Source organism: Tardiphaga sp. OK245, from assembly GCF_900108575.1.
Taxonomy (GTDB): domain Bacteria; phylum Pseudomonadota; class Alphaproteobacteria; order Rhizobiales; family Xanthobacteraceae; genus Tardiphaga; species Tardiphaga robiniae.
In genome coordinates, this window is sequence record NZ_FNWZ01000001.1 from 794,700 (window position 1) to 816,198 (window position 21,499).

Here is a 21,499-nt window from a genome sequence, read left to right on the forward strand (position 1 = left end):
ATGCAACAGCGTCTCCTTCCCATTCTCGTTTTCGCGCTGGTGATGGCTGCGATCCCGTTCGTGCCGGGCGTGCCGCCATTCTGGATCGTGCTGCTCGACAATATCGGCCTAGCCGCGCTCGTCGCCATGGGCCTCGTGCTGCTCACCGGCGTCGGCGGCCTGACGTCATTCGGCCAGGCGGCGTTCTGCGGTTTCGGCGCCTATACAACGGCCTATCTCACCACTGCCTATGGAATGTCGCCGTGGCTGACGCTGCCGATGTCGCTGATCGTCTCAGGCCTCGCCGCGGTACTGCTCGGCATCATCACCATGCGTCTGTCGGGCCACTATCTGCCACTCGGCACCATCGCCTGGGGCATCAGCCTGTTCTATCTGTTCAGCAAGCTGGAATTCCTCGGCCGTAACGACGGCATTTCGGGCATCCCGCCACTGTCGATCGGCACGTGGAAGATGCTGGATCCCGGCTCGATCTATTTCCCGATCTGGATCGCGGTCATCATCTGCGCGCTGCTGTCCATGAACCTTCTGGACTCGCGGACCGGCCGCGCCATCCGCGCGCTGCGTCGTGGCCATATCGCCGCCGAAGCCTTCGGCGTGCAGACGGCGCGCGCGAAGCTCCTGGTCTTCATTTACGCAGCAGTTCTCGCCGGCCTGTCCGGCTGGCTCTATGCGCATTTCCAGCGCGCTGCGAATCCGACGCCGTTCGGACCGCATCTCGGTATCGAATATCTGTTCATCGCGGTGGTCGGCGGCGCCGGCTATGTCTGGGGCGGTGTGCTCGGTGCGGCCGTGGTCGTGATCCTCAAGGAAGTCCTGCAGAGCTATCTACCGCTGATCTTCGGCGGCGGCGGTGGCCAGCTCGAAACCATCGTGTTCGGCATCCTGCTCGTAGCGCTGCTGCAGCTCGCACCCACCGGCATGTGGCCGTGGCTGACCGCGTGGCTCCCGGCTGGCGACAGCCGCAAGCGCCCCACGCCAGCCGATGCACTGCCCGCCCGCAACGACCACCGTCCGGACACCGGCGTCTTGCTGCAGGTCGACAAGGCACGCAAGCAGTTCGGCGGCGTCGTCGCCGTCAACGACGTATCGTTCAATGTGCAGGCACGCGAGATCGTCGCTTTGATCGGCCCCAACGGCGCCGGCAAGAGTACGACCTTCAACCTCATCACCGGCGTACTGGCCGCGACCGCCGGCAAGGTCACGGTACTCGGCAAGAGTGTGTCCGGTGCGCCGCCGCAGGAGATCGTCAAACTCGGCATTGCCCGTACCTTCCAGCATGTGAAGCTGGTGCCCGACATGACCGTGCTGGAAAACGTTGCCCTCGGTGCGCATCTGCGCGGACGTTCGGGTGCCATCGCCAGCATGCTGCGGCTCGACCGCGCCGACGAAGCGAAGCTGCTCGCGGAAGCTGCCAAGCAGATCGAACGTGTCGGTCTCGGCGACCAGATGAACCAGCTTGCAGGATCCTTGTCGCTCGGCCAGCAGCGCATCGTCGAGATCGCCCGCGCACTCTGCGTCGATCCGATGCTGCTGCTGCTCGACGAGCCCGCGGCCGGCTTGCGCCACATGGAGAAGCAGCAACTGGCATCGCTGCTGCGCCAGCTCCGCGACGGCGGCATGTCGGTTCTGTTGGTCGAACACGACATGGGCTTCGTCATGAATCTCGCCAACCGCATCGTGGTGCTCGATTTCGGCACCAAAATCGCCGAGGGCACACCGGCTGACATCAAGACCAATCCCGACGTCATCAAGGCCTATCTGGGAGCGGTCGCATGAGCGCGTTGCTACAAGTCTCTGATGCGCATGTCGCCTATGGCAAGGTCGAGGCCGTGCGTGCGGTCAATCTCGAGGTTCGCACCGACGAGATCGTCACGATCATTGGCGCCAACGGCGCCGGCAAGACCACGCTGCTCAATGCGGTGATGGGTATCCTGCCGCTGAAGGGTGGCGTGACATTCGCCGGACAGGACGTCTCCAAGATCGACATCGAAGACCGCGTCGCTGCCGGCCTCAGCCTCGTGCCCGAGCATCGCGAATTGTTCGCCACGATGAATGTGGAAGACAACCTGCTGCTCGGCGCCTTCCGTATCGACAAGGCGACTGCCGCGCGATCTTTCGAGCACGTCTACACCCTATTCCCGCGCCTCAAGGAACGCCGCAAGCAGCTCGCCGGCACATTGTCGGGCGGCGAACAGCAGATGCTGGCCATGGGCCGCGCACTGATGGGCGCGCCGAAGCTGCTGATGCTCGACGAACCAAGCCTCGGCCTCGCCCCGATCATCGTCGCCGACATTTTCCGCATCGTCAGCGAGCTGAAGGCTGCCGGCGTCTCGGTGCTGCTGGTCGAGCAGAATGCGCAGGCGGCACTGAAGATCGCTGACCGCGCTTATGTGATGGAGCTCGGCGAGTTCATCCTGGATGGCGCCGCCAGCGACATCGCCAGCAACCAGCGCGTGGTGGCGAGCTATCTTGGCTTTCAGCACGAAGGCGCGAGCGCAATCTGATCTCGATCATATGAAAAAGCCGGCTGCCTCGCGACAGCCGGCCTTCGTTTGAGCGGTGCGCTGGCTTACTTCGCCGGAACGTACTTCCCGTCCTTCACCGTCAGCAGGATCCGCGAACGGTCGTCGACGCCGTTGCGGTCCTGTTCGGTGTAGTTGTAAACGCCCTGTGTCGCGGCGATTTCCTTCTCGCTCATCAGCGCCTGGCGGATGGCCTCGCGGAATTCCGGGGTGCCGGGCTTGGCGGTCTTCAACGCCATGGGCACGACGCGCTTCAGCACTTCGAACACGTCATAGGCGTGACCGGCGAATTGGCTGCGGCTGTGGGCGCCGTATTTGGCCTCGTAGGCCGCATTGAGTTCGAGGCCGGGCTTCTTGGTCAGCGCGGATTCCGGCTGGCCTTCCGGATACATCACGGGACCCGCAGCCATCAGCACGTTTTCGGCGGATTTTCCGGCGATGCGGATGAAGTCTGATGAGGCGGCGCCGTGGGTCTGATAGATCAGGCCCTTGTAGCCGCGATCGCGCAGTTCGGACTGCGGCATGCCGGCGCCGGTGCCGGCGGCACCGATCAGGATGGCATCGGGATTGGCGGCGATCAGCTTCAGCGCCTGGCCGGTTATCGACGTATCCGGACGCGCGAAGCGCTCATCATCGACAATGGACATGCCCATCGTTGATGTCTGCGCCTTGAGGTCGTTGAACCACAGGTCGCCATAGCTGTCTGAGTAACCGACATAGCCGATCGTCTTCACCCCATGGGCCTTCATGTGATCGTACATGACCCTGCCGACGATCTCGACTGGCTGCGGCATGTCCACCGACCACTTCACACGCGCCGGCGTAAACGGCATCGGCGACAGGCTGAAATGCGGAATGCCGGCTTCATTAGCGACCGCCGAGATGGCGACCGAGGACGGCACGATCGACGAGCCGACCATGATGTCGGCCTTGGATTCCGACACGAAACGGCGCGCATTGGTGGTGGCGATGGACGGATCGCCGCCGTCATCGAGCACAATCAGCTTCAGCGGCACGCCGCCGATGTCCTTGGGCACGAATTCAAGTGCATTGCGCTCGGGCACGCCCAGCGCCGCCGCAGGGCCCGTGGTGGAGATGCTGATGCCGACGGTGATCTCTGCGGTCTGGGTTTCGGCGGAGGTGGCAATCGCCAGCGAGACGGCAACAGCCGCGATCGCCAGATGAAGCTTAGACATGTCTTATCTTTCTCGTGTGGAAGCGGAGAGCGCCGAAAGCGGCAGCGATACCGGCAGACGTGGCGCTGGTTGTGGCCGCGCGAAGGCTCGCGCACAGCAAAAAGCCGACCCTCTGGCGAGGGCCGGCCTTGTTATCGAAAAATGCCGGCGAAGCAAAGGCGCTTCGCGCCCCTGCCCTCCGTCAGATCTGCATTACTGGGCGAGAACGTATTTGCCGTCTTTCACCGTCAGCAAGATGCGCGAACGCTCATCCAGACCATACCGATCCTTTTCCGTGAAGTTGTAGACGCCCTGGGTGGCGGCAATCTCACGCTCGGTGAGCAGCGCCTGCCGTATCGCCTCGCGGAACTCGGGGGTGCCCGGCTTGGCGGTCTTCAGCGCCGTCGGGATCACCCGCTTCAGCACCTCGAAGGCGTCATAGGAGTGGCCGGCGAACTGGCTGCGGCTGTTCGGGCCGTATTTGGCCTCATAGGCGGTGTTGAGCGTCATGCCGGGCTTCTTGGTCAGCGCCGTATCGGCCTGGCCTTCCGGATACATCACCGGGCCGGAGGCCATCAGAACGCCTTCGGCGGCCTTGCCGGCGATACGGATGAAGTCCATCGAGGCGGCGCCGTGGGTCTGGTAGATCAGGCCCTTGTAGCCCTTGTCGCGCAATTCGGTCTGCGGCAGCGCGGCGGCGGTGCCGGAGGCGCCGACCAGGATCGCGTCAGGATTGGCGGCAAGCAGTTTCAGTACCTGACCGGTGACCGACGTATCCGGACGGGCAAAACGCTCTTCCGCCGCGATGTTGATGCCCATCGGCACCGCCTGGGTCTTGAGATCGTTGAACCACAGATCGCCGTAGCTATCGGAATAGCCGATATAGCCGATGGTCTTGATGCCCTTGGACTTCATGTGGTCGTACATCACCTTGCCGACGATTGGCACGGGCTGGGGCATGGCCACCGACCACTTGGCGCGTTCCGGCGTGATCGGCAGCGGCGACAGGGCGAAATGCGGGATGCCAGCTTCGTTGGCCACGTTGGACACCGCAATGCTGGTTGGCGTCACCGCCGAACCCATGATGATGTCGGCCTTGGATTCGGTCATGAAACGGCGGGCATTGGTGGTCGCGGTGGTCGGATCGCCGCCATCGTCGAGCACGATGATCTTGAGCGGCACGCCGCCGATTTCCTTCGGCACGAATTCCAGCGCGTTGCGTTCGGGAATGCCCAGCGCGGCCGCGGGACCCGTGGTCGACGTGGTGATGCCGATGGTGATGTCGGACGTCTGCGCAAAAGCCGGTGCGGCGAGTGCCAGCGAGGCGGCAACAGCCGCGATCGCCAAGTGATGCTTGGTCATGGGTCTCTCCCTAAGGTCATTTTTTATGTCGTCAGCTAAATCAAAGTTCGGCTGGCTTATCAGCCCCTTCTTTAGGTCAGTGCGCCCGTACCGGTAAAGGGCTGGCGCATTGATGCTTTGCCGCAGGCTTAACGTGGCGCCATGCGCAGCGAGGCGTCGAGCCGGACCACCTCGCCGTTCAGATACGGGTTGTCGATCATGTGCAGTGCGAGAGACGCGAATTCGTCGGCATGGCCGAGCCGGCGCGGAAACGGGATCGCCGCGGCGAGACTGTCCTGCGCCTCCTGCGGTAGGCCGGCCAAAAGCGGCGTCATGAACAGACCCGGCGCGATGGTCAGCACGCGGATGCCGAACTGAGCCATTTCGCGGGCAATGGGCAGTGTCATGCCGACGATGCCACCTTTGGAGGCCGAATAGGCAGACTGGCCGATCTGGCCGTCATAGGCCGCCACCGAGGCCGTCGAGATCACAACGCCGCGCTCGCCGGTCTCCAGCGGCTCCAGCTTGGACATCGGGTCCGTTGCCAGGCGGATCATGTTGAACGAGCCAATCAGGTTGACGCGGATGACCTTGTCGAAATCGCCGAGCGCCATCGGACCATCGCGGCCGATCACGCGCTTGGCGACACCGATGCCGGCGCAGTTCACCAGCACACGCGCCGGACCGTGCGCCTTGGCGGCGGCGGCGACCGCGGCTTCGGCGGAGGCCGCGTCGGACACGTCACAGGAAATGGCAACACCGCCGATTTCCTTGGCAACGGTTTCGGCGAGGGCGGTGTTGAGATCGAGCAGCGCGACTTTCGCGCCCTGCGCGGCGAGCCTGCGGGCGGTCGCAGCGCCGAGACCGGAAGCGCCACCCGTGACGATAGCGGCCTGGTTCTTCAATTGCATGATGTCCTCCCCTGTTCGATTTCTCTGCCGTTCATTGGCGGCTTTCAACTAGATCGCGATCACTTTCGCGACTTCCGGATTCCCATAGATATCGTCGATCAACCTGGCGCGATGCTCCAGCACGGCGCGCTGATTGACCGAGCCCTTGTCCGTGACCTCACCACGATCGATGGACAGCGGGGTGTCGAGCAGCACCGCCTTGGTAATCCGCGTGGACGAACCGGTAGCACCGGCTATGAAACGTGCGAGGCGCTCACGGAACGCGTCGCGGACGATCGGATCATTGGCTGCCGCAGCGAGGTCGCCCACAGGAAGATCGGGATTGATCACACGGCAGCCATCGAGATCGAGAATAACGAGAGCTGCGAGTTCGTCGCGGTTGATGCCGGCGATGACGACATCGCGCACCAGTGGCGCGCAGGTGCCGACGAAGCGCGCGCGCAGCGGGCCAACACTGACCCAGGTGCCGCTGCCGAGTTTGAAGTCCTCGGAGATGCGGCCGTCGAAATCAAAACCGGCGGAGAGATCATCGGGATCGACGGCCTTCAGCGCATCGCCGAAGATGTAATAGCCTTCCTCGTCGAACGCTTTCGCGGTCAGTTCCGGCTCGCGCCAGTAACCCGGCGTGATGTTCGGCCCCTTGGCGCGCACTTCCATCTTGCCATTGTTCGGCACCAGCTTGGCATCGTTGCCCGGCACCGGAAGACCGACATGGCCGGAACGGCTGGTCACGGGATTGACGCACATGAAGAAGGGCGAGGTCTCGGTTGCACCGAGACCCGTCAGCATCGGCACGCGCACGCCCGTGGTTTGCACCGACAGTTCGTCAAGACTGTCCCAGACATAGGCGGACAGCGCTGCCCCTGAAAAGAACATTGCGTGCAACCGCACGAAGAATTTTTCGCGCAACGCCGCATCCTCGCGCAGATAGGGCAGCAGCGATTCATAGCCCTTGGGGACGTTGAAATAGACTGTCGGCGAGATCTCGCGAAGATTGCGGATGGTTTGCTCGATGCCCGCCGGCGTCGGCTTACCCTCGTCGAGATACATCGAACCGCCATTGAACAGCGTCAGCCCGATATTGTGATTACCGCCAAAGGTGTGATTCCACGGCAGCCAGTCGATGATCACCGGCGGCTCGTCCTTCAGGAAGGCCAGCGTGTCGCGCAGCATGATCTGGTTAGCGCACATCATGCGCTGGGTGTTGATCACGGCCTTCGGATTGCCCGTCGAGCCCGAAGTCAGCAAAAATTTGGCGATTGTGTCAGGACCGATGGCAGCGTTCGCAGCGTCGAGATTGGCTGCCTCCGGCGTCACAAGCAGATCGGAGAGCTTGGTCACGGGCCGATCCGGCAGAGCGCCGGTGGAAACGACAACTTCGGTGTTGGCCGGTACATTGAAGTGAATGGCGTTCGTGAACGCATTGGCGTCATCGACGAAGACCAGCCCCGGCGTCAGCAGCTTCATGAGATAGCCGAGCTTGCCGTAGTCCTTCGATACCAGCGAATAGGCCGGCGACACCGGCGCATAGGGGATACCGGCATAGAGCGCGCCGAAGGCGATCAGTGCGTGATCGACGGAATTGCCGGAGAGAATGACGATGGGCTTGTCAGCGGATAGCCCGCGCGACAACAGCGCCGAGGCGATATGGCGCGCTGCATCCAGCATCTGCGCATAAGTGACTTCGCGCCAGCCGCCACCTTCCGCGCGCTCGGCCATGAAGACGCGATCCGGCGCTTCCCTGGCCCAGTGATGCAGATAGTCGGTGACACGGTCCGGATAGTCGCCGATGGCATTGGTCGGACGCAGATAGATGGTGCCGTCGTCGTGGCGCTCGATGGTGACCGCGGGATCGCCATAGGAAATCGGCCGCAGCGGATGCGCGGTTATCGCCCGCCTTGTCTGATCGATTTTGTCGGCACTTGCAGACATTGTTTCCGCCCTGTGTATTCGTCCCGATTGTTGCTTTTATTTTTGTTCGTTGTCGTCTTGCAGGATTAGCCGGGCTTCACCTTGCCGGCCTTGCGCTCCAGAAAATCCCTGATGCGATTTTTCGCCTCCTGATCGCTCTGCGCCACCGAGGCCATCAGCGCTTCGAGCATCAGGCCTGTTTGCGGACTGGCTTCGGCGATCAGCGGCAAGGCCTGCAGCACGGCAAAATTTGTCAACGGCGCGTTCTGCGCGACACGCTCGGCAAGCTCTATGGCCTTGGGCAAGGCGCCGCCGACTTCCGTCAGATACTGCGCGAAGCCGAGCGACATGCCCTCCTCCGCCTTGTAGACGCGGCCGGTGAGCATCATATCGGCCATCCGGTGCACACCGATCAGGCGCGGCAGCCGCATCGAGCCGCCGCCACCGACGAAGATGCCGCGGCTGCCTTCCGGCAGCGCGTAATAGGCCGAGGGATCGGCAACGCGAATATGCGCGGAGCAAGCCAGTTCAAGCCCGCCGCCGATCACTGCGCCCTGTAGTGCGGCGATCACTGGGACGCGGCAATGCTGGATGATATCGAACACCCGGTGCCACATCCGCGAATGCATCAAGCCGGCTGTCGCATCGCGCTCGGTGAGTTCGGACAGATCGAGACCCGCGGAAAAATGCCCGCCGATGCCGTGGACGACGACGGCACCGATTTCCTCGGGCAGCGACGCGAAGCAACGCTCGATGTCCAGGATCAGTCCATCGTTCAGCGCGTTGCGCTTGGCAGGACGGTTCAGGCCCACGATCAGCACGCGGCCTTGGGTTTCGATCTGGAGCATGGCAGCGGTAGCGGCGACGGCTTGGTTCATGAGCGCGATTAGGTCCTGGCTAGAATAATTATATCCTATAACGAATAGCGCATGAGTCAATCTTGCGGTGCAATAGGCTGATCTCGTCCCGCATAAAGTCAGGTATTCCGGTGCGACAGCGATCCGGTCTCGCCTGCCCCGCAGAACAGACCGGATCGCGTCTCCTACGATGGTTAGCGGATCGCCACCGGGTTGATCATGCTCTGTACACCACCCTTGAAGCGGGGCTGACCGAGCACGAACAGGAACTCGTAGCCTTTGTCCTTGGCGAGTTCGGACGTGTCCATGTTTTCGAGGATGTAGGTCCCGTTCATCGCCAGAAGTATCTGGTGGATTTCAAATACATTGCCGGTTTCGAACGGCAGCACCTCGACGCCCCAGGTATCGGCGCCGACCGCGACGACACCCTTGCTGGTTAGATACTTAGCGCCCTCGGCGCCAAGGCCGGGCTCGCCGGCATTGTAGCGTTTATCGTCCTTGCCGAGCAGGCTGAGCCATCCGGTGTGGAACAGCACGACGTCGCCTTGCCTGATCTCAACGCCCTGCGCCTTGGCGACCTCCTCGATTTCCTTGACGTTGAAAGCCGTGCCTTCCTTGACAATGTCGGTCTTGTAGTAAGCCGCCATGTCCAGCAGCACGCCACGGGTGACCAGCGGCGGCACCTTGTCGATGCCGAGTTTCTTCAGGCCGTTGGCATCGCCGAAATCGGCGACTTTGTTGCCATTGTAATAGACGTGGTTGACGCCGAGATGGCCGAGCCCATCCATCTGGCTGCCGACGCCGACCCAGCCGTTGAGCATGTCGTCGTTGTAGGTCGCGTGATTGGGACCGAGCCCGGGGTTGCCGGCCTGACCGGGCTGTACCACGGTGATCTTGAAACCGCGGGGCGGGTAGGCCGGCGTGTCCGCGCCCACCGGAATGCCGAGTGCATAGGTCTTGCCGGTCTTCACCAGTTGCGCGGCAGACTTCACGAGGTCGGGCTTCATGTAGTTCGCGGCGCCGATCTCGTCGTTCGGCCCCCATTTCGATTTGGTCCAGTCCTGGGCCAGCGCAGGCACAGCCATCAGTAGCGAAATCGCAGATCCAAGCACCCAAGCTTTCAGCATCGTCGCCTCCCTGTGTAACGCCGGCTTTTTGCCGGTCGATGGAGATTTAACACCAGAAATTGCGGAGAAAGTAAGCTGACACCTCCGCCATTGCGAGCGAAGCGAAGCAAATCCAGAAAGCCAAGAACTGGATTGCCTCGTCGCTTCGCTCCTCGCAATGACAGCGGAGAGGATGAAGCCCTACAGCACCTGATGCACCGCAAGCTCCACCCGATCGGGATGCCGTGCTCCGACGCCGATGAACAGGTTCTGCATCAGCCACCGATAGCTGGGATGCCCTGTCTCGAATTTCGGCACCGAGCGGAAATAGATCAGCGCGGGATCGACCGCCTCGCCCCGAGCGATGCGATCAAGCGCCTCCTTCGGGCCAAAGCGGACGCCTATATTCTCGATATAGATCACGGCCCCGTCGTCGAGCTCGAACGTATATTTCGCTTCCAGCTCGGTGAAGCCATCCGGACGGATAATCTGAAAATCGGCGCCGCCCGAATGGATCGTACCCTTGGTGCCCTCGCCCTGCACAGTGCCGCCAAGGACCGGGATGACCCGGCGGATGCCATATCCGAGATCGCCGGCCACGATCGGCGTGCCGACCTTGATCGACAGGCTGAAGACATACTTCGTCGCAAGCTGCGGTGTCGTCATGATGTCATCCAATCATCCGCATCGGCAGCCAGGTGGCAATCAGCGGGAACAGGATCAGCAGCACGAGACGGATCAGGTCGGTAACCACGAATGGCAGCACGCCTTTGAATATCGTCGACATGCTGACGTCCTTGATCACACTCTTGATGACAAACACGTTCATGCCGACCGGCGGATGAATCAGGCCGAGCTCAACGGTCATGACGATGACGATGCCGAACCAGATCGGATCGAAACCAAGCGCCATGATCACCGGAAACACGATCGGCACGGTGAGGATCACCATGGCCATGGCATCCATCAGGCAGCCCAGCACCAGATACATCAGGAGGATCAGCGCCAGCACGCCGTAGGGGCCGATGCCGAGGCCGGTGAGGAACTCGGTGACGTGCTGCGGGGTCTGGGTAATCGTGAGAAAATAGCCAAAGCACAGCGCACCGATGAGCACGGTGAACACGGCGGCAGCGGTCCGCGTCGCCTGCAGTAGTGACTGCAGGATGCCGTCCTTGTTCAGTTTGCCGCGCAGCACGCCGATGATGAAGGCGCCGACCGCGCCGACCGCACCGGCTTCGGTCGGGATGAAGAAGCCGCCATAAAGGCCGCCAATCACGAAGACGAACAGCAACAATGGCGACCAGACATCGCGGATCGCCGCGGCGCGCTCGCGCCACGAGGCTTTCGGGCCAGCCGGCAAGAAGCCCGGCTTGACCACGCCGATGATCGCAATGGTTATCATGTGCATGACGATAGCGAGCAGGCCCGGCACGATGCCGGCGATGAACAGCTTGCCGATGTCTTGCTGGGTAATAATGCCGTAAACCGCCAATACCGTGGACGGCGGCAGCATTGCGCCGAGCGTGCCGCCCACGGCGATGACGCCGGTGGCGAAGCTCTGCGGATAATTGAAACGGCGCATTTCCGGATAGGCAACGGCGGAGAATGTCGCGGCCGTCGCCACCGACGAACCGGAGATCGCGGCAAAGCCGCCGCAGGCGGCGATGGTCGCGATGCCCAATCCGCCCTTCCAGTGGCCGACAAAGGTGTTGGCCGCGCGAAATAGTTCACGGCTGATACCCGACACCGAAACGAAGGCGCCCATCAGGAGGAACATCGGGATCACGCCAAAGGAATAGTCCGTCACCGTCCGCATGGTAGTCTGGCCGACCAGTTTCAGCGCTGGCGCAAAACCAGTGAGATAGCCGAAGCCCGTGATGCCCACGAGCCCCATTGCCATACCCACCGGCACGCGTAACAGCATCAACACGAACAGGCTGACAAAGCCGATGACGGCAACCGCTTCGTTACTGAGATCCATGCGATTTACTCTGCCGTCTTGATTTCGGGTTCATGCATCTCTTCCGGATGGAAGATCAGCCTGTAAGTGCGGATCGCGATCAACAGCACCGCCGAAACGTCGCCGATCCATGACAGCAGGAAGAACGGCCAGACCGGCAGTTGCAGATCCATGGTGACGATGTGGCTCGAATAAGTGTCCACCACCTTGTCAAACAGCGTGTAGGTCTGCACCGTGACAACGAACAGCAGCACCAAGGTTGCGAACACGTCGATCCAGCGCTGATACTTTGGCGTGGCATTGGCCCAGACCAGATCGACCGTGATGTGCGAGCCACGATAGGACGTCGCGGCGATGCCCCAGAAGATCAGCACGCCAAGCATGAACTGGCCGATATTGTAGTAATCGGGGATCGTGACTGCGAAGAATTTGCGCATGAACACCGCGACGAAGGTATTCAGCGCGACGATGCCGACGAAGAACGCGGCGATCCACTCGATGGAATCGATGAAGCGATCCATCACATTCTTGCGGGGCGGATCCGGCGGAATGCCGAGGGCGCTGGATTGGGAGATTTCGGACGTGGCGGTCATCGTCGATGTCACAATGCTCAAGAGGAGAAGCCAGCCTCCGCCCTCTCGATCGTCATGCTCGGGCAGCGCGAAGCGAACTTCACTAGATGACCCGGGCATTCATCTTCTGGGTGGCGAAGGAAAGTGGATGGCCGGGTCAAGCCCGGCCATGACGTGGTGAGAGGTCCGTGCGATCAACGGACTCGGCGGAAAGCTACAGCCCCGCGTCGTGCTTCTTCAGCATCGCCTTGAGGTCGGCGTCGATGGCATCGGCATCGCCGCCGGCCTTCTTCACGGCCGCAGCCCAGGCGGCGTTGAGCGGTTGAACGCCCTTCTTCCACTCGGCGAGCTGCTCGGGCGTCAGCTTGTAGACCTCGTGATCCGGAAGCGCCTTCATCTTGGTGCGGCCATTGGCTTCGAAGTCGACCCAGGGATCGGTGACCTTGGAGGCCCATTCCGGTGTGCAGTGATCGTCGATGATCTTCTTCTGCGCCGCGGACATGGAATTATACTTGGCGAGGTTGATGTTGTAGGTGAACACCGTCGAATAGAGCGGCACGTCGATGTGATACTTCACCACCTTGTCGATGCCGAACAGGAAGATCGAGCCCCACGGGAACGCGATCTCGTCGGCAACGCCGCGCTCGATCGCATCGCGCGATTCCGGCGCCGAGGCCTGCACATTGGTTCCGCCGAACAGCTTGACCATTTCGCCGATGGTGCTCTGCGCCGGGCGGACCTTCACGCCGTTGAGGTCTGACGGCACGACGATCTTCTTCTTGCCGTGGATTGATCCGGGATCGTGGATGAAAGCGAAGCACAGCTTGGTATCCTTCATCTCGGTCTTGGCGTATTTCTGATACCACTCGTTGAGCGCGAGGGTGCCCTTCTTGCCGTCCGAGAACACGAAGGGCAGCTGGCCCGCGGCCACGATGGGGAAACGGCCGGGCTGATAGCCGGGATTCACATAGGTAATATCGGCGATACCATCGCGCGCCATGTCGTAATGGTCGAACGCCTTGCCGAGCTGTTCCGAAGGGAATACCGACATCTTGATGCTGCCGCCCGAGGCTTTCTCGATATCGGCCGCCCAGGCCTGCGTGGCCGGCACCAGCGGATGCGCCGGCGGCACCCACAGCGATACTTTCATATTGACGGTTTTGTCTTGCGCCTGCGCCGGGCTCATTGCAGTCGTCAGACAGCCAGCCGCCAGCAATGCAAAGATTGCCCTTTTCATCGACGTCTCTCCCTCTACGCCCGTTTGGACGTGTTCTCTCGAACCTGTTCACCGGACCTTGAATGGCCCTTTGCGAATATTGTTATATGTTATAATCATCCTTGCAAGCGGTGCGATAGCACGCGTTGCGGAGCCAGTGTCGCGACCCCGCTTGACTTGTCAACTCAGTCGGACGACAGAGCCTATATCAACCGCGGGAGCAAGCGTTGCGAACAAAAGTTGCCATCATTGGAGCTGGTCCGGCTGGAATGTTGCTAGGGCAACTATTGCATGCCTATGGGATCGATAACGTCATTCTGGAGCGCAAGGATCGCGACTATGTCCTCGCCCGCATCCGCGCCGGCGTGCTCGAACAGGGCACCGTTGGCCTGCTGGAAAAGCTGGGGATTACCGAGCGCCTGCATCACGAAGGCCTGATCCATGACGGGATCGAACTTCTATTCGGCGGAATTCGCCACCGCCTCGACCTGAAGAAGGCATCCGGCGGTAAGGTCGTTACCGTCTACGGCCAGACCGAAGTCACCCGCGACCTGATGGACGCCCGCGACAAGGCCGGGCTGACCACGGTCTATGATGCCGACAATGTCTCGCTGCATGATTTCGACGGCACAAGCCCCCGCGTCCGCTACGTCAAGGACGGCGTAAGCCACGAGATCGCCTGCGATTTCATTGCCGGCTGTGATGGGTTCCACGGCGTCTCGCGCCAGAGCGTTCCGGCCTCCGCCGTACAGACCTTCGAGCGCGTCTATCCGTTCGGCTGGCTCGGCCTGCTCTCGGATACGCCGCCAGTGTCGCATGAGCTGATCTACACCAATCACCAACGCGGCTTCGCGCTGTGCTCGATGCGCTCGATGACGCGCAGCCGATATTACGTCCAGTGCTCCCTCGACGAAAAAGTCGAGAACTGGACCGACGACATGTTCTGGGACGAGTTGCGCCGTCGCCTCGACACGGAGGCCGCCGAAAGCCTCATCACCGGCCCATCGCTGGAGAAGAGTATCGCGCCGCTGCGTAGTTTTGTCGCGGAGCCGATGCGCTTCGGCAGACTGTTCCTCGCCGGCGACGCCGCCCACATCGTGCCGCCGACCGGCGCCAAGGGGCTCAACCTCGCGGCCTCCGACGTCCATTACCTGTCGATGGCGCTGCGCGAATTCTATGACGAGAAATCCTCGAGCGGTCTCGACTTCTATTCGGCCATCGCGCTGAAGCGCGTGTGGAAAGCCGTGCGCTTTTCGTGGTGGATGACATCGATGATGCATCGCTTTCCCGACAATGACGGTTTCGGCACCAAGCTGCAGCAGGCCGAGCTGGATTATGTCGTACATTCGGATGTCGCGACAGCGTCGCTGGCGGAAAATTATGTGGGACTGCCGTATTAGGCCTTTCCACTCACACTCTGCATGTCGTCACCCGGCTTGACCGGGTGCCCCAGTAAAGACCGGCAAGTGTGATGACCCGAACCGCATGCGTTTACTGGATCACCGCTTTCGCGGGTGACGACAGACTGAGTTTGGCGTTATCGCTGTCACACCTGTTTTAAACATCCCGTCAGACCCGTTTCAAACTTTGTTGGTCTGTCCTTTGCTTGTGCTTTCGCTTCTATGGCACACACAATCCAGATGGATGCGCCATGACCGACACCGCTATCCCCCACGGCTTCGCGCCACACTATCGCAAGAGCCCCCTCACCGCACCGTGGGAACCGATCTATTCAAAGGTGACAGAGACCAATGTCATCCTCGGTCTCCGCATCGCCGAAGCGCATACCAATTCGCGCGGCATGGCGCATGGCGGGCTGATCACGGCGCTGGCCGACAATGCTATGGGCCTGAGTTGCGGCCATGTGCTCGGCGGCGGCACACGGCTGCTCACCGTCAATCTCTCCGCCGATTTTCTCGGCTCGGCACAGGTCGGGCAATGGCTGCAGATCGACACCGAGGTCATCAAGACCGGCAAGCGTCTCTGCTTTGCGCAGGCACTAATCACGGCAGACGGCGAGCCGTGCGCCCGGGCCAACGGCACGTTCAGCGTCGCGCCACCAAAAACGTAGCGATGGCTATCGCTTGCTGAAATCCCACTGGCAGGTTTCGGCGGCGAGGTCGATGAAGACGCGCACTTTAGCCGATAGCAACCGCGACGTCGGATAGACGATGTGGATCGGCACCACCGGCGGCTCGAACTTCGTCAGCACGCGCTTCAGCCGTCCCGCCGCCAGCCCCTCCGCAGCCTGATAGGCCAGCACGCGAGTCAGGCCGCCACCGTGCTCGGCGTGCCAGATGGCGGCATCGGCGACATCGGTGGTGAAGCGCGGCGTATGCGTGATGCGAACATCCCGGCCATCACGCACGAAGCGCCATTCCGGCGCTGACGCGATCGAACCGAACTGGATCGTGTCGTGCTTTGCGATATCCTCCGGTGCCGTCGGCTGGCCGCGCTGCGCCAGATAATCCGGCGACGCCACCACGATGCGCGACATGGTGCCGAGGTTGCGCGCCACGAGGCTGGAATCGGCGAGATCGCCGATCCGCACCGCGACATCGATGCCGTCCTCGACCAGACCGACCATGCGATCGGTCAGCCGCAATTCACCCGAGACATCGGGATAGCGCTGCAGATAGGCCGAGATCAGCGGCGTCACATGCAGCCGTCCGAAGCCGACTGGCGCCGAGACGACCAGACGCCCGGTCGGCCTGGCGCGTTCGGCCTGCGCGGAGCCTTCGGCCTCCTCGATATCCGCGAGAATCTGGCGCGCTCGTTGCAGATAGCGCGCGCCGACATCGGTCAGCATCACCGAGCGCGTGGTCCGCTGCAGCAGGCGGGCGCCAAGGCGCTCCTCCAGCGCCGCCACCATGCGGGTGACCGCCGAGGCGGAGAGTCCGAGCTTGCGGGCCGCGGGCGCGAACCCCTGCAGGTCCGCCACGGCGACGAAGACGGTCATGGCTTCGATGCGATCCATCGCACCATTTCATATCCCGCAATAATGAAGTGTCAATTCAGATAATTGTTCTTATGCGGGGAAAGAGCCACGTTGAGGCGATCGCGAACGTATCCCGTTCAGAACTCCAATCAGGGAGTAAGCCATGTCAGACATCCACACCTATTCCAGCGACATTGCCTTCACGCCGACCGTCAAGGCGATCCAGACGCGCAAGGGGTCGCGTTCCGGCTACGCGCATGTCGAGGAAAACGGCGGCTGGCGCACCGAGATCGACGACAATCTCGCAGCGTTTCTCGCCGAGGCGAACAGCTTCTTTCTGGCTACCGCAAGCGCTGACGGCCAGCCTTACATGCAACATCGCGGCGGGCCGAAGGGCTTCGTGAAGATCCTCGACAAGCAGACGCTGGCCTTTGCGGACTATAGCGGCAATCGGCAATACATCACCCAGGGCAATCTCGCCGAGAATCCCAAGGCCAACATCTTCATCATGGATTATGCACATCGCCGACGCGTCAAGCTCTGGGGCACCGCGCGGGTGGTCGAGGACGATCCGGCGCTGCTGGCGTCGCTAATGCCGCAAGGTTATCGTGCCAAGCCGGAACAGGTGATCCTGTTCACAATCGCCGCCTGGGACACCAATTGCCCGCAGCATATCCCGCAGAAGTTCGATGCCGCCGATGTTGCAGCAGTACTGGCAGCGCGCGATGCGCGGATTGCGGAGCTGGAAGCCGAGCTAGCGACGCTGAAGGACTCAGCGTCGCCGCATTGAGGGCAGTAGAGCGTCACGCCGCGACGCTGCACTGCCAGACGTGTTCGGGATAATACTCTGCCATCATCCGATCCACGTAGGTGACGAGGTTGCCGTAGCGGTGCAACTGACGCTGCAGGGGTGACGGAAACAACGGCGACATGATCCCGGCCAGAACGCCGAATGCGGTCGCATCGACACCCGCCGGGCGGTTGCTCATCAGGTGAGACTTCCCGGCCAGCAGCACCGACAGCGCCATCAGCGAACGATCCGCGAGTTGCAGCGCCTCATCGGCAGGATGCCGGCCGAGGCCATTCGCCAGATGGTTCTGAATGACGGATTTGCGCGCGGATGCACGGATCTCGTCGCGCTGCGCTTCGGGAATGCCGTCGAAGAAATGCGACGGTCCCTTGGCGAAATTATCGGCATCGACCCAGCGCACGCCGACCAGCGACCAATAGAGGTGATGCTCGATCATCCGCTCGATCGCCCAGGCCTGAGCGCGCTGGGCGAGATCGAGACCCCTATCGAAATCGACGTCATATTTGCGTTCGATATAGGCGCGGATAAAGGTGGAGTCGGCAATGCACTCAGCGCCGTCATCGATATAGGGCATCTGCCCTTTCGGCGAATCCTGCGGCCGTGCCGGTTGCTTCTCATAGGGCAAGCCGGCCATCTTGAGCTGGACTTCCGTCTTGGTAACGAAAGGGCTGATTTCCGGCAGGCCAAAGCCTGCACCTGCGCCGTGAAGGACAATCATGTGGTTTCTCCAAGTGATAAGGACAAGAGACTAGGCAGTCGCTGCTGCCACCGTGGTGTCAGCAGCCGTCACGCCGGATGACGCCGGCGACCCAAGCGCGCGCCTGGACCGCCGCGGTGGAGACCATGCGCCAGCCGAGCCCGATCAGGGCCCAGCGGAGGTCTCCCGACAGGGCGAGAATGGCGCGTTCCAGCAGCCATGCCCGGATGCGCCAGAGCCGGTCATCATGCGAAAAGACGGCGAGGCTATCGAAAGCGGTCATTGCAGAATCCTTCGTTCGTTTGAACCTGGACCCTGTATGACTGCCCCCTGCTGCCAACATGCTGTCAGCATCGACAGCAGACCAACACGGACAGAGAGACGACGATGAGACGCGCAGACCGCCTGTTTCAGATCATTCAGGTACTCCGGCGCACGCGGAAGCCGCTGACGGCGGATGCCATTGCCGCCGAACTGGAAACGTCCAAGCGCACGATCTATCGCGACATCGCGACACTGATGGCGCAACGCGTCCCGATCCGCGGCGAAGCCGGCATGGGCTATATCCTCGAACGCGGCTTCGACATGCCGCCGCTAATGCTGACACCCGACGAGATCGAAGCCGCTGTGCTCGGCGCGCAATGGGTGATGGGGCACGCCGATCCGGCATTGGCCAAGGCCGCACAGGATCTCATTGCGAAGATCGCGGACACCGTGCCCGAGCGCTTGCGCCCCTTCGTGCTGGAACCCGCGAGCCGCGCGCGACCGCATTTCCGCGGCACCGCCGACAGCATGGATATGGTGCAGATGCGCGCGCATATTCATGCGGGCAAGAAGGTCCGGCTGCTTTACCGGGACGAAGCCGGTCGCGACAGCGAGCGCATCGTCTGGCCGATCGCGGTGGGCTACCTGGAAGCCGTGCGGCTGCTGGCGGCCTGGTGCGAGCTTCGCAAGGATTTCCGCAGTTTTCGAACCGACCGAGCGATCGAGGCACATTTCCTCGATGAGAAGTATCCGGAACGGCGCGAGACGCTGCGCAGCAAATGGCGCAAGACGCTGAGCTGGGAGCGGCCACAGGATACCTGAAACAGCCAAGCCTGCATCTGCACGGCTGGTGAAACCCGCCCGATCGCGATAAACCGCGGCATGACAAGCAATGCCACCACGATCAGCGACGCCAGCCCATGCCAGGCCTGTGGTGCGTGCTGTTCGTATTCCAGCAACTGGCCGCGCTTCACCATCGAGGACGATGCCGATCTCGATCTGATCCCGGCCAAATATGTCAACGACCGTGAATCGGGAATGCGCTGCGACGGAGACCGCTGCAGCGCGTTGAACGGTAAGGTTGGAGAGGCCACAGCCTGTGGGATTTACGCTGTCAGACCGGACGTGTGCCGGACCTGCATGCCTGGCGATCCCGAATGCGCCATGGCGCGACGCCGGCACGGGCTGCCAATTTTGGCAGCCGCAGAGTAGTTGATGTTAGCTCACGCCGTGACGGTGTAAGCGAGCTCCTTGTCATCCAGCTCGTCGTCGAGATCATCATCCATCGGCGCCAGCGTCGAGAGCGGCTTGGTCGACAGCGTGATGGCCTTGCGGTTGTGATAGGCCGACACCGAAGGACGCGCCACGGCCGTGTCGTGTGACAGCGCGTAGAGCGTGGAACCAACGCGGCCACCGAATTCGATCAGCTCACGCTCGCTGCAGCTCGATGCGATCGAAATTGCCAAAGCGTGAAGATGACTGCGGCGATAGCAGAACAGAGCCAGCATCGCGCGGACATCGGATGAAACGCTGGCCACGAGATGGGGCAGGCCATTTTCATTTGCACGATACATTGCACCGAGCAGATCTTCCTCGACGGGGCAAAAATCGTTCTCAAAAGCTTGACGGCTGGACCGCATGGGGTTTCTCCTCGTTAATGAGGATGCGGTTGAATTTCCTAACGCAGGGTTAACCAACAGCCTTAATGGCCGCGTGCGACTCTTGAGTAACAGTTTGAAATGTGGCAGCCGTGCCCTGCTACCGCCACATTGGAACTCGATGCGTTCAAACGCGCATCAGCTGTTGGCGACGATGAAGATGGCCAGGAAGAAGTCGGTCAGGTGATGCAGCGCCTGATCGATGCCGATCAGCCACCAGAACCAGCGATGGCCCTGCGTCACACCGAAATGCGATACGCAGATGCCCTTGAGCCGATCGATGGTGATGTGGATCGCGAAGTCGACCAGTCCCAAGAACCAGAGCTTGGGTTGTACAACGGCAATGAACAGCGTTGTCAGCACGCCATGGATCGCGCAATGCGCCAGCAGCGGCAGCGCCCATCCGGTCCGTTGATCCTTGCCTATCGCCATCCAGGCGTTTTGCAGCAGGAAATCAGCGATCACGTGCTTGACGGTGAGGACGAGCATCCACCCGACGAGCCCGCCCAGAGCAATCGACGACGACATTGCAGGAAACAACAAGCTGACGTCCCTCTCACCGGTCACGACAGGCTGGCCCGCTTAGCCGGCCCGATCACTCGCCCTATTTATGACACTCCGAAACCGGGAATGCACGCCGCGGAACCGAAAACCCACCGCTTCCTGCAGAGCCAGCCTGGTCGGGAAAACACTGCGCACGCTCCACTTTCTCGCTAGTTCAGAACGGCATGCGCCCGGAGCTCGCCGATCGCCTTGCGTAATTGGTCACCTTTCGGATCGCGCGGCACCGCACGGGCACGCGTGATCGCGTCCGCCAGGTCGGTGATAACCAGCGTCCCATCGAAAGCCGGCTTGGCTAGTCCGTCGATGATCTGATGCCAGGCGGCCATGCCCTGCCGATAGCCCGTGCCGTAACCTTCGATCATGGTTGCCGTCTGCACGATGGCCATTGCCGCGTCCGGCTGCTTGGTCAGTGCCCGATCAATCATGTGCAGCCAGCGTTCGACCCAGACGCGCTCGGTTTCATAACGCGTCGACAACAGGCGCCAACGTCGCAGCCAGGATTCGAACTCAAGGCGCTTGATGCCCCAGATGCTCGCCTTGCTGAAACGGATCGGCACCGTGCGATGCGCACAATAGATGCGCTCGAGCGCCCACATCAGGGGATCGCCGACGATCTCCGGCAATGCCGACACCAACTCGTCGAGGCGAAAACGCCGCCTGTCGACGACGGGCGGCCGGCCGGGCATCACGGGTTCCTGCAGCTTGAGCTGCGCGATGCGGATCGGATCGTGATAGCTCATGCGCATCGTGAGCAGCCGCGCAATCTCGCTAAACAGTTCGTCGCTGACGTTGCGCCGTCCGACAAAGCGACGCAGCCGGTCGCTGTAGAGCTGCGCGTAGACTGCGCTCTGATAGTTGATCAACAGGGCCACGCCATCTTCCGCCACAGGACGCACCGCAGCCGGCAGCCCCACCGGCAAAACCGGCGCTGCAGGTTCGCTCCTGTTCGCCAGCTCGGCGAGCGTGGAGCGGATGACGTTGATGAAACCTGCCACG

General features: G+C 61.8%; 23 protein-coding genes. 7 read left to right on the plus strand and 16 right to left on the minus strand.

The window, feature by feature from the left end; translation table 11 throughout:
• Together BLW80_RS03600 and BLW80_RS03605 are read left to right on the plus strand one after the other, a co-directional pair.
• The gene (locus tag BLW80_RS03600) at positions 1–1,776 is read left to right on the plus strand and encodes a branched-chain amino acid ABC transporter ATP-binding protein/permease (RefSeq protein ID WP_093756837.1); all 1,776 of its coding nucleotides are present in this window, start codon (positions 1–3) and stop codon (positions 1,774–1,776) included.
• Positions 1,773–2,504: an ABC transporter ATP-binding protein gene (locus BLW80_RS03605; RefSeq protein WP_093756838.1), complete on the plus strand. Its 732-nt coding sequence runs from the start codon at positions 1,773–1,775 to the stop codon at positions 2,502–2,504. Before BLW80_RS03600 ends, BLW80_RS03605 begins: the two co-directional genes overlap by 4 nt.
• Positions 2,505–2,569: 65 nt before the next feature.
• On the opposite strand, the gene BLW80_RS03610 is transcribed toward BLW80_RS03605, so the two are convergent.
• The 10 genes from BLW80_RS03610 to BLW80_RS03655 form a co-directional block, all read right to left on the minus strand.
• Positions 2,570–3,718: an ABC transporter substrate-binding protein gene (locus BLW80_RS03610; protein ID WP_093756839.1), complete on the minus strand. Its 1,149-nt coding sequence runs from the start codon at positions 3,716–3,718 to the stop codon at positions 2,570–2,572.
• Between the two features lie 192 nt (positions 3,719–3,910).
• Positions 3,911–5,059 carry an ABC transporter substrate-binding protein gene (locus BLW80_RS03615; RefSeq protein WP_093756840.1) on the minus strand — a complete coding sequence of 383 codons (1,149 nt, stop codon included), beginning with the start codon at positions 5,057–5,059 and terminating at the stop codon, positions 3,911–3,913.
• A 128-nt stretch (positions 5,060–5,187) separates the two neighbouring features.
• Positions 5,188–5,949, minus strand: a complete 762-nt coding sequence (locus BLW80_RS03620) for an SDR family NAD(P)-dependent oxidoreductase (RefSeq protein WP_093756841.1) — start codon at positions 5,947–5,949, stop codon at positions 5,188–5,190.
• A gap of 48 nt (positions 5,950–5,997) precedes the next feature.
• Positions 5,998–7,881 (minus strand): feruloyl-CoA synthase, encoded by a 1,884-nt coding sequence (locus BLW80_RS03625; RefSeq protein ID WP_093756842.1) that lies wholly within the window; start codon positions 7,879–7,881, stop codon positions 5,998–6,000.
• Positions 7,882–7,946: 65 nt separating this feature from the next.
• Positions 7,947–8,738 (minus strand): crotonase/enoyl-CoA hydratase family protein, encoded by a 792-nt coding sequence (locus BLW80_RS03630; protein WP_093756843.1) that lies wholly within the window; start codon positions 8,736–8,738, stop codon positions 7,947–7,949.
• A 173-nt stretch (positions 8,739–8,911) separates the two neighbouring features.
• Positions 8,912–9,844 (minus strand): cyclase family protein, encoded by a 933-nt coding sequence (locus tag BLW80_RS03635; protein ID WP_093756844.1) that lies wholly within the window; start codon positions 9,842–9,844, stop codon positions 8,912–8,914.
• A gap of 180 nt (positions 9,845–10,024) precedes the next feature.
• A complete protein-coding gene (locus BLW80_RS03640; protein ID WP_093756845.1) occupies positions 10,025–10,489 on the minus strand; it encodes a DUF3237 domain-containing protein in 465 nt (154 codons plus the stop codon).
• A gap of 4 nt (positions 10,490–10,493) precedes the next feature.
• Positions 10,494–11,804, minus strand: a complete 1,311-nt coding sequence (locus BLW80_RS03645) for a TRAP transporter large permease (RefSeq protein ID WP_089265454.1) — start codon at positions 11,802–11,804, stop codon at positions 10,494–10,496.
• A gap of 5 nt (positions 11,805–11,809) precedes the next feature.
• Positions 11,810–12,304 (minus strand): TRAP transporter small permease, encoded by a 495-nt coding sequence (locus BLW80_RS03650; RefSeq protein ID WP_244527997.1) that lies wholly within the window; start codon positions 12,302–12,304, stop codon positions 11,810–11,812.
• A 265-nt stretch (positions 12,305–12,569) separates the two neighbouring features.
• Positions 12,570–13,592, minus strand: coding sequence for a TRAP transporter substrate-binding protein (locus tag BLW80_RS03655; protein ID WP_089265456.1), 1,023 nt, complete (start codon positions 13,590–13,592; stop codon positions 12,570–12,572).
• Between the two features lie 206 nt (positions 13,593–13,798).
• On the opposite strand from BLW80_RS03655, the gene pobA reads away from it, so the two are divergent.
• Positions 13,799–14,971 (plus strand): 4-hydroxybenzoate 3-monooxygenase, encoded by a 1,173-nt coding sequence (pobA, locus tag BLW80_RS03660; protein WP_093756847.1) that lies wholly within the window; start codon positions 13,799–13,801, stop codon positions 14,969–14,971.
• A gap of 251 nt (positions 14,972–15,222) precedes the next feature.
• On the plus strand, positions 15,223–15,642 hold the full coding sequence (locus tag BLW80_RS03665) for a PaaI family thioesterase (protein WP_093756848.1): 420 nt from the start codon (positions 15,223–15,225) through the stop codon (positions 15,640–15,642).
• A gap of 6 nt (positions 15,643–15,648) precedes the next feature.
• Here the strand turns inward: BLW80_RS03665 and BLW80_RS03670 are convergent, their stop codons facing one another.
• A complete protein-coding gene (locus tag BLW80_RS03670; protein WP_089265459.1) occupies positions 15,649–16,548 on the minus strand; it encodes a LysR family transcriptional regulator in 900 nt (299 codons plus the stop codon).
• Between the two features lie 124 nt (positions 16,549–16,672).
• Here BLW80_RS03670 and BLW80_RS03675 point away from each other — a divergent pair, with 124 nt between their 5' ends.
• Complete coding sequence (locus tag BLW80_RS03675; protein WP_093756849.1) at positions 16,673–17,299, plus strand: pyridoxamine 5'-phosphate oxidase family protein; 627 nt, start codon at positions 16,673–16,675, stop codon at positions 17,297–17,299.
• A 13-nt stretch (positions 17,300–17,312) separates the two neighbouring features.
• Here BLW80_RS03675 and BLW80_RS03680 read toward each other — a convergent pair whose 3' ends face one another.
• Positions 17,313–18,038 (minus strand): glutathione S-transferase family protein, encoded by a 726-nt coding sequence (locus tag BLW80_RS03680; RefSeq protein WP_093756850.1) that lies wholly within the window; start codon positions 18,036–18,038, stop codon positions 17,313–17,315.
• Between the two features lie 58 nt (positions 18,039–18,096).
• Positions 18,097–18,300: a hypothetical protein gene (locus tag BLW80_RS03685; RefSeq protein WP_093756851.1), complete on the minus strand. Its 204-nt coding sequence runs from the start codon at positions 18,298–18,300 to the stop codon at positions 18,097–18,099.
• Positions 18,301–18,404: 104 nt separating this feature from the next.
• Between BLW80_RS03685 and BLW80_RS03690 the strand changes: the two genes are divergently transcribed.
• Together BLW80_RS03690 and BLW80_RS03695 are read left to right on the plus strand one after the other, a co-directional pair.
• The gene (locus BLW80_RS03690) at positions 18,405–19,103 is read left to right on the plus strand and encodes a helix-turn-helix transcriptional regulator (RefSeq protein ID WP_089265463.1); all 699 of its coding nucleotides are present in this window, start codon (positions 18,405–18,407) and stop codon (positions 19,101–19,103) included.
• 60 nt (positions 19,104–19,163) lie between these two features.
• Positions 19,164–19,493, plus strand: coding sequence for a YkgJ family cysteine cluster protein (locus tag BLW80_RS03695; protein ID WP_093756852.1), 330 nt, complete (start codon positions 19,164–19,166; stop codon positions 19,491–19,493).
• A gap of 11 nt (positions 19,494–19,504) precedes the next feature.
• On the opposite strand, the gene BLW80_RS03700 is transcribed toward BLW80_RS03695, so the two are convergent.
• The 3 genes from BLW80_RS03700 to BLW80_RS03710 form a co-directional block, all read right to left on the minus strand.
• Positions 19,505–19,921 (minus strand): hypothetical protein, encoded by a 417-nt coding sequence (locus BLW80_RS03700; protein ID WP_089265465.1) that lies wholly within the window; start codon positions 19,919–19,921, stop codon positions 19,505–19,507.
• Between the two features lie 156 nt (positions 19,922–20,077).
• Positions 20,078–20,482 (minus strand): DUF3307 domain-containing protein, encoded by a 405-nt coding sequence (locus tag BLW80_RS03705; protein WP_068735395.1) that lies wholly within the window; start codon positions 20,480–20,482, stop codon positions 20,078–20,080.
• Positions 20,483–20,652: 170 nt separating this feature from the next.
• The gene (locus BLW80_RS03710; protein WP_093756853.1) at positions 20,653–21,498 is read right to left on the minus strand and encodes a DUF6537 domain-containing protein; all 846 of its coding nucleotides are present in this window, start codon (positions 21,496–21,498) and stop codon (positions 20,653–20,655) included.
• Between the last annotated feature and the right edge of the window lies 1 nt (position 21,499).

Coding starts and splice junctions, on each gene's coding strand:
- BLW80_RS03600 (WP_093756837.1), top strand. CDS start 1: ATGCAACAGCGTCTCCTTCCCATTCTCGTTTTCGCGCTGGTGATGGCT.
- BLW80_RS03605 (WP_093756838.1), top strand. CDS start 1,773: ATGAGCGCGTTGCTACAAGTCTCTGATGCGCATGTCGCCTATGGCAAG.
- BLW80_RS03610 (WP_093756839.1), bottom strand. CDS start 3,718: ATGTCTAAGCTTCATCTGGCGATCGCGGCTGTTGCCGTCTCGCTGGCG.
- BLW80_RS03615 (WP_093756840.1), bottom strand. CDS start 5,059: ATGACCAAGCATCACTTGGCGATCGCGGCTGTTGCCGCCTCGCTGGCA.
- BLW80_RS03620 (WP_093756841.1), bottom strand. CDS start 5,949: ATGCAATTGAAGAACCAGGCCGCTATCGTCACGGGTGGCGCTTCCGGT.
- BLW80_RS03625 (WP_093756842.1), bottom strand. CDS start 7,881: ATGTCTGCAAGTGCCGACAAAATCGATCAGACAAGGCGGGCGATAACC.
- BLW80_RS03630 (WP_093756843.1), bottom strand. CDS start 8,738: ATGAACCAAGCCGTCGCCGCTACCGCTGCCATGCTCCAGATCGAAACC.
- BLW80_RS03635 (WP_093756844.1), bottom strand. CDS start 9,844: ATGCTGAAAGCTTGGGTGCTTGGATCTGCGATTTCGCTACTGATGGCT.
- BLW80_RS03640 (WP_093756845.1), bottom strand. CDS start 10,489: ATGACGACACCGCAGCTTGCGACGAAGTATGTCTTCAGCCTGTCGATC.
- BLW80_RS03645 (WP_089265454.1), bottom strand. CDS start 11,804: ATGGATCTCAGTAACGAAGCGGTTGCCGTCATCGGCTTTGTCAGCCTG.
- BLW80_RS03650 (WP_244527997.1), bottom strand. CDS start 12,304: ATGGATCGCTTCATCGATTCCATCGAGTGGATCGCCGCGTTCTTCGTC.
- BLW80_RS03655 (WP_089265456.1), bottom strand. CDS start 13,592: ATGAAAAGGGCAATCTTTGCATTGCTGGCGGCTGGCTGTCTGACGACT.
- BLW80_RS03665 (WP_093756848.1), top strand. CDS start 15,223: ATGACCGACACCGCTATCCCCCACGGCTTCGCGCCACACTATCGCAAG.
- BLW80_RS03670 (WP_089265459.1), bottom strand. CDS start 16,548: ATGGATCGCATCGAAGCCATGACCGTCTTCGTCGCCGTGGCGGACCTG.
- BLW80_RS03675 (WP_093756849.1), top strand. CDS start 16,673: ATGTCAGACATCCACACCTATTCCAGCGACATTGCCTTCACGCCGACC.
- BLW80_RS03680 (WP_093756850.1), bottom strand. CDS start 18,038: ATGATTGTCCTTCACGGCGCAGGTGCAGGCTTTGGCCTGCCGGAAATC.
- BLW80_RS03685 (WP_093756851.1), bottom strand. CDS start 18,300: ATGACCGCTTTCGATAGCCTCGCCGTCTTTTCGCATGATGACCGGCTC.
- BLW80_RS03690 (WP_089265463.1), top strand. CDS start 18,405: ATGAGACGCGCAGACCGCCTGTTTCAGATCATTCAGGTACTCCGGCGC.
- BLW80_RS03695 (WP_093756852.1), top strand. CDS start 19,164: ATGACAAGCAATGCCACCACGATCAGCGACGCCAGCCCATGCCAGGCC.
- BLW80_RS03700 (WP_089265465.1), bottom strand. CDS start 19,921: ATGCGGTCCAGCCGTCAAGCTTTTGAGAACGATTTTTGCCCCGTCGAG.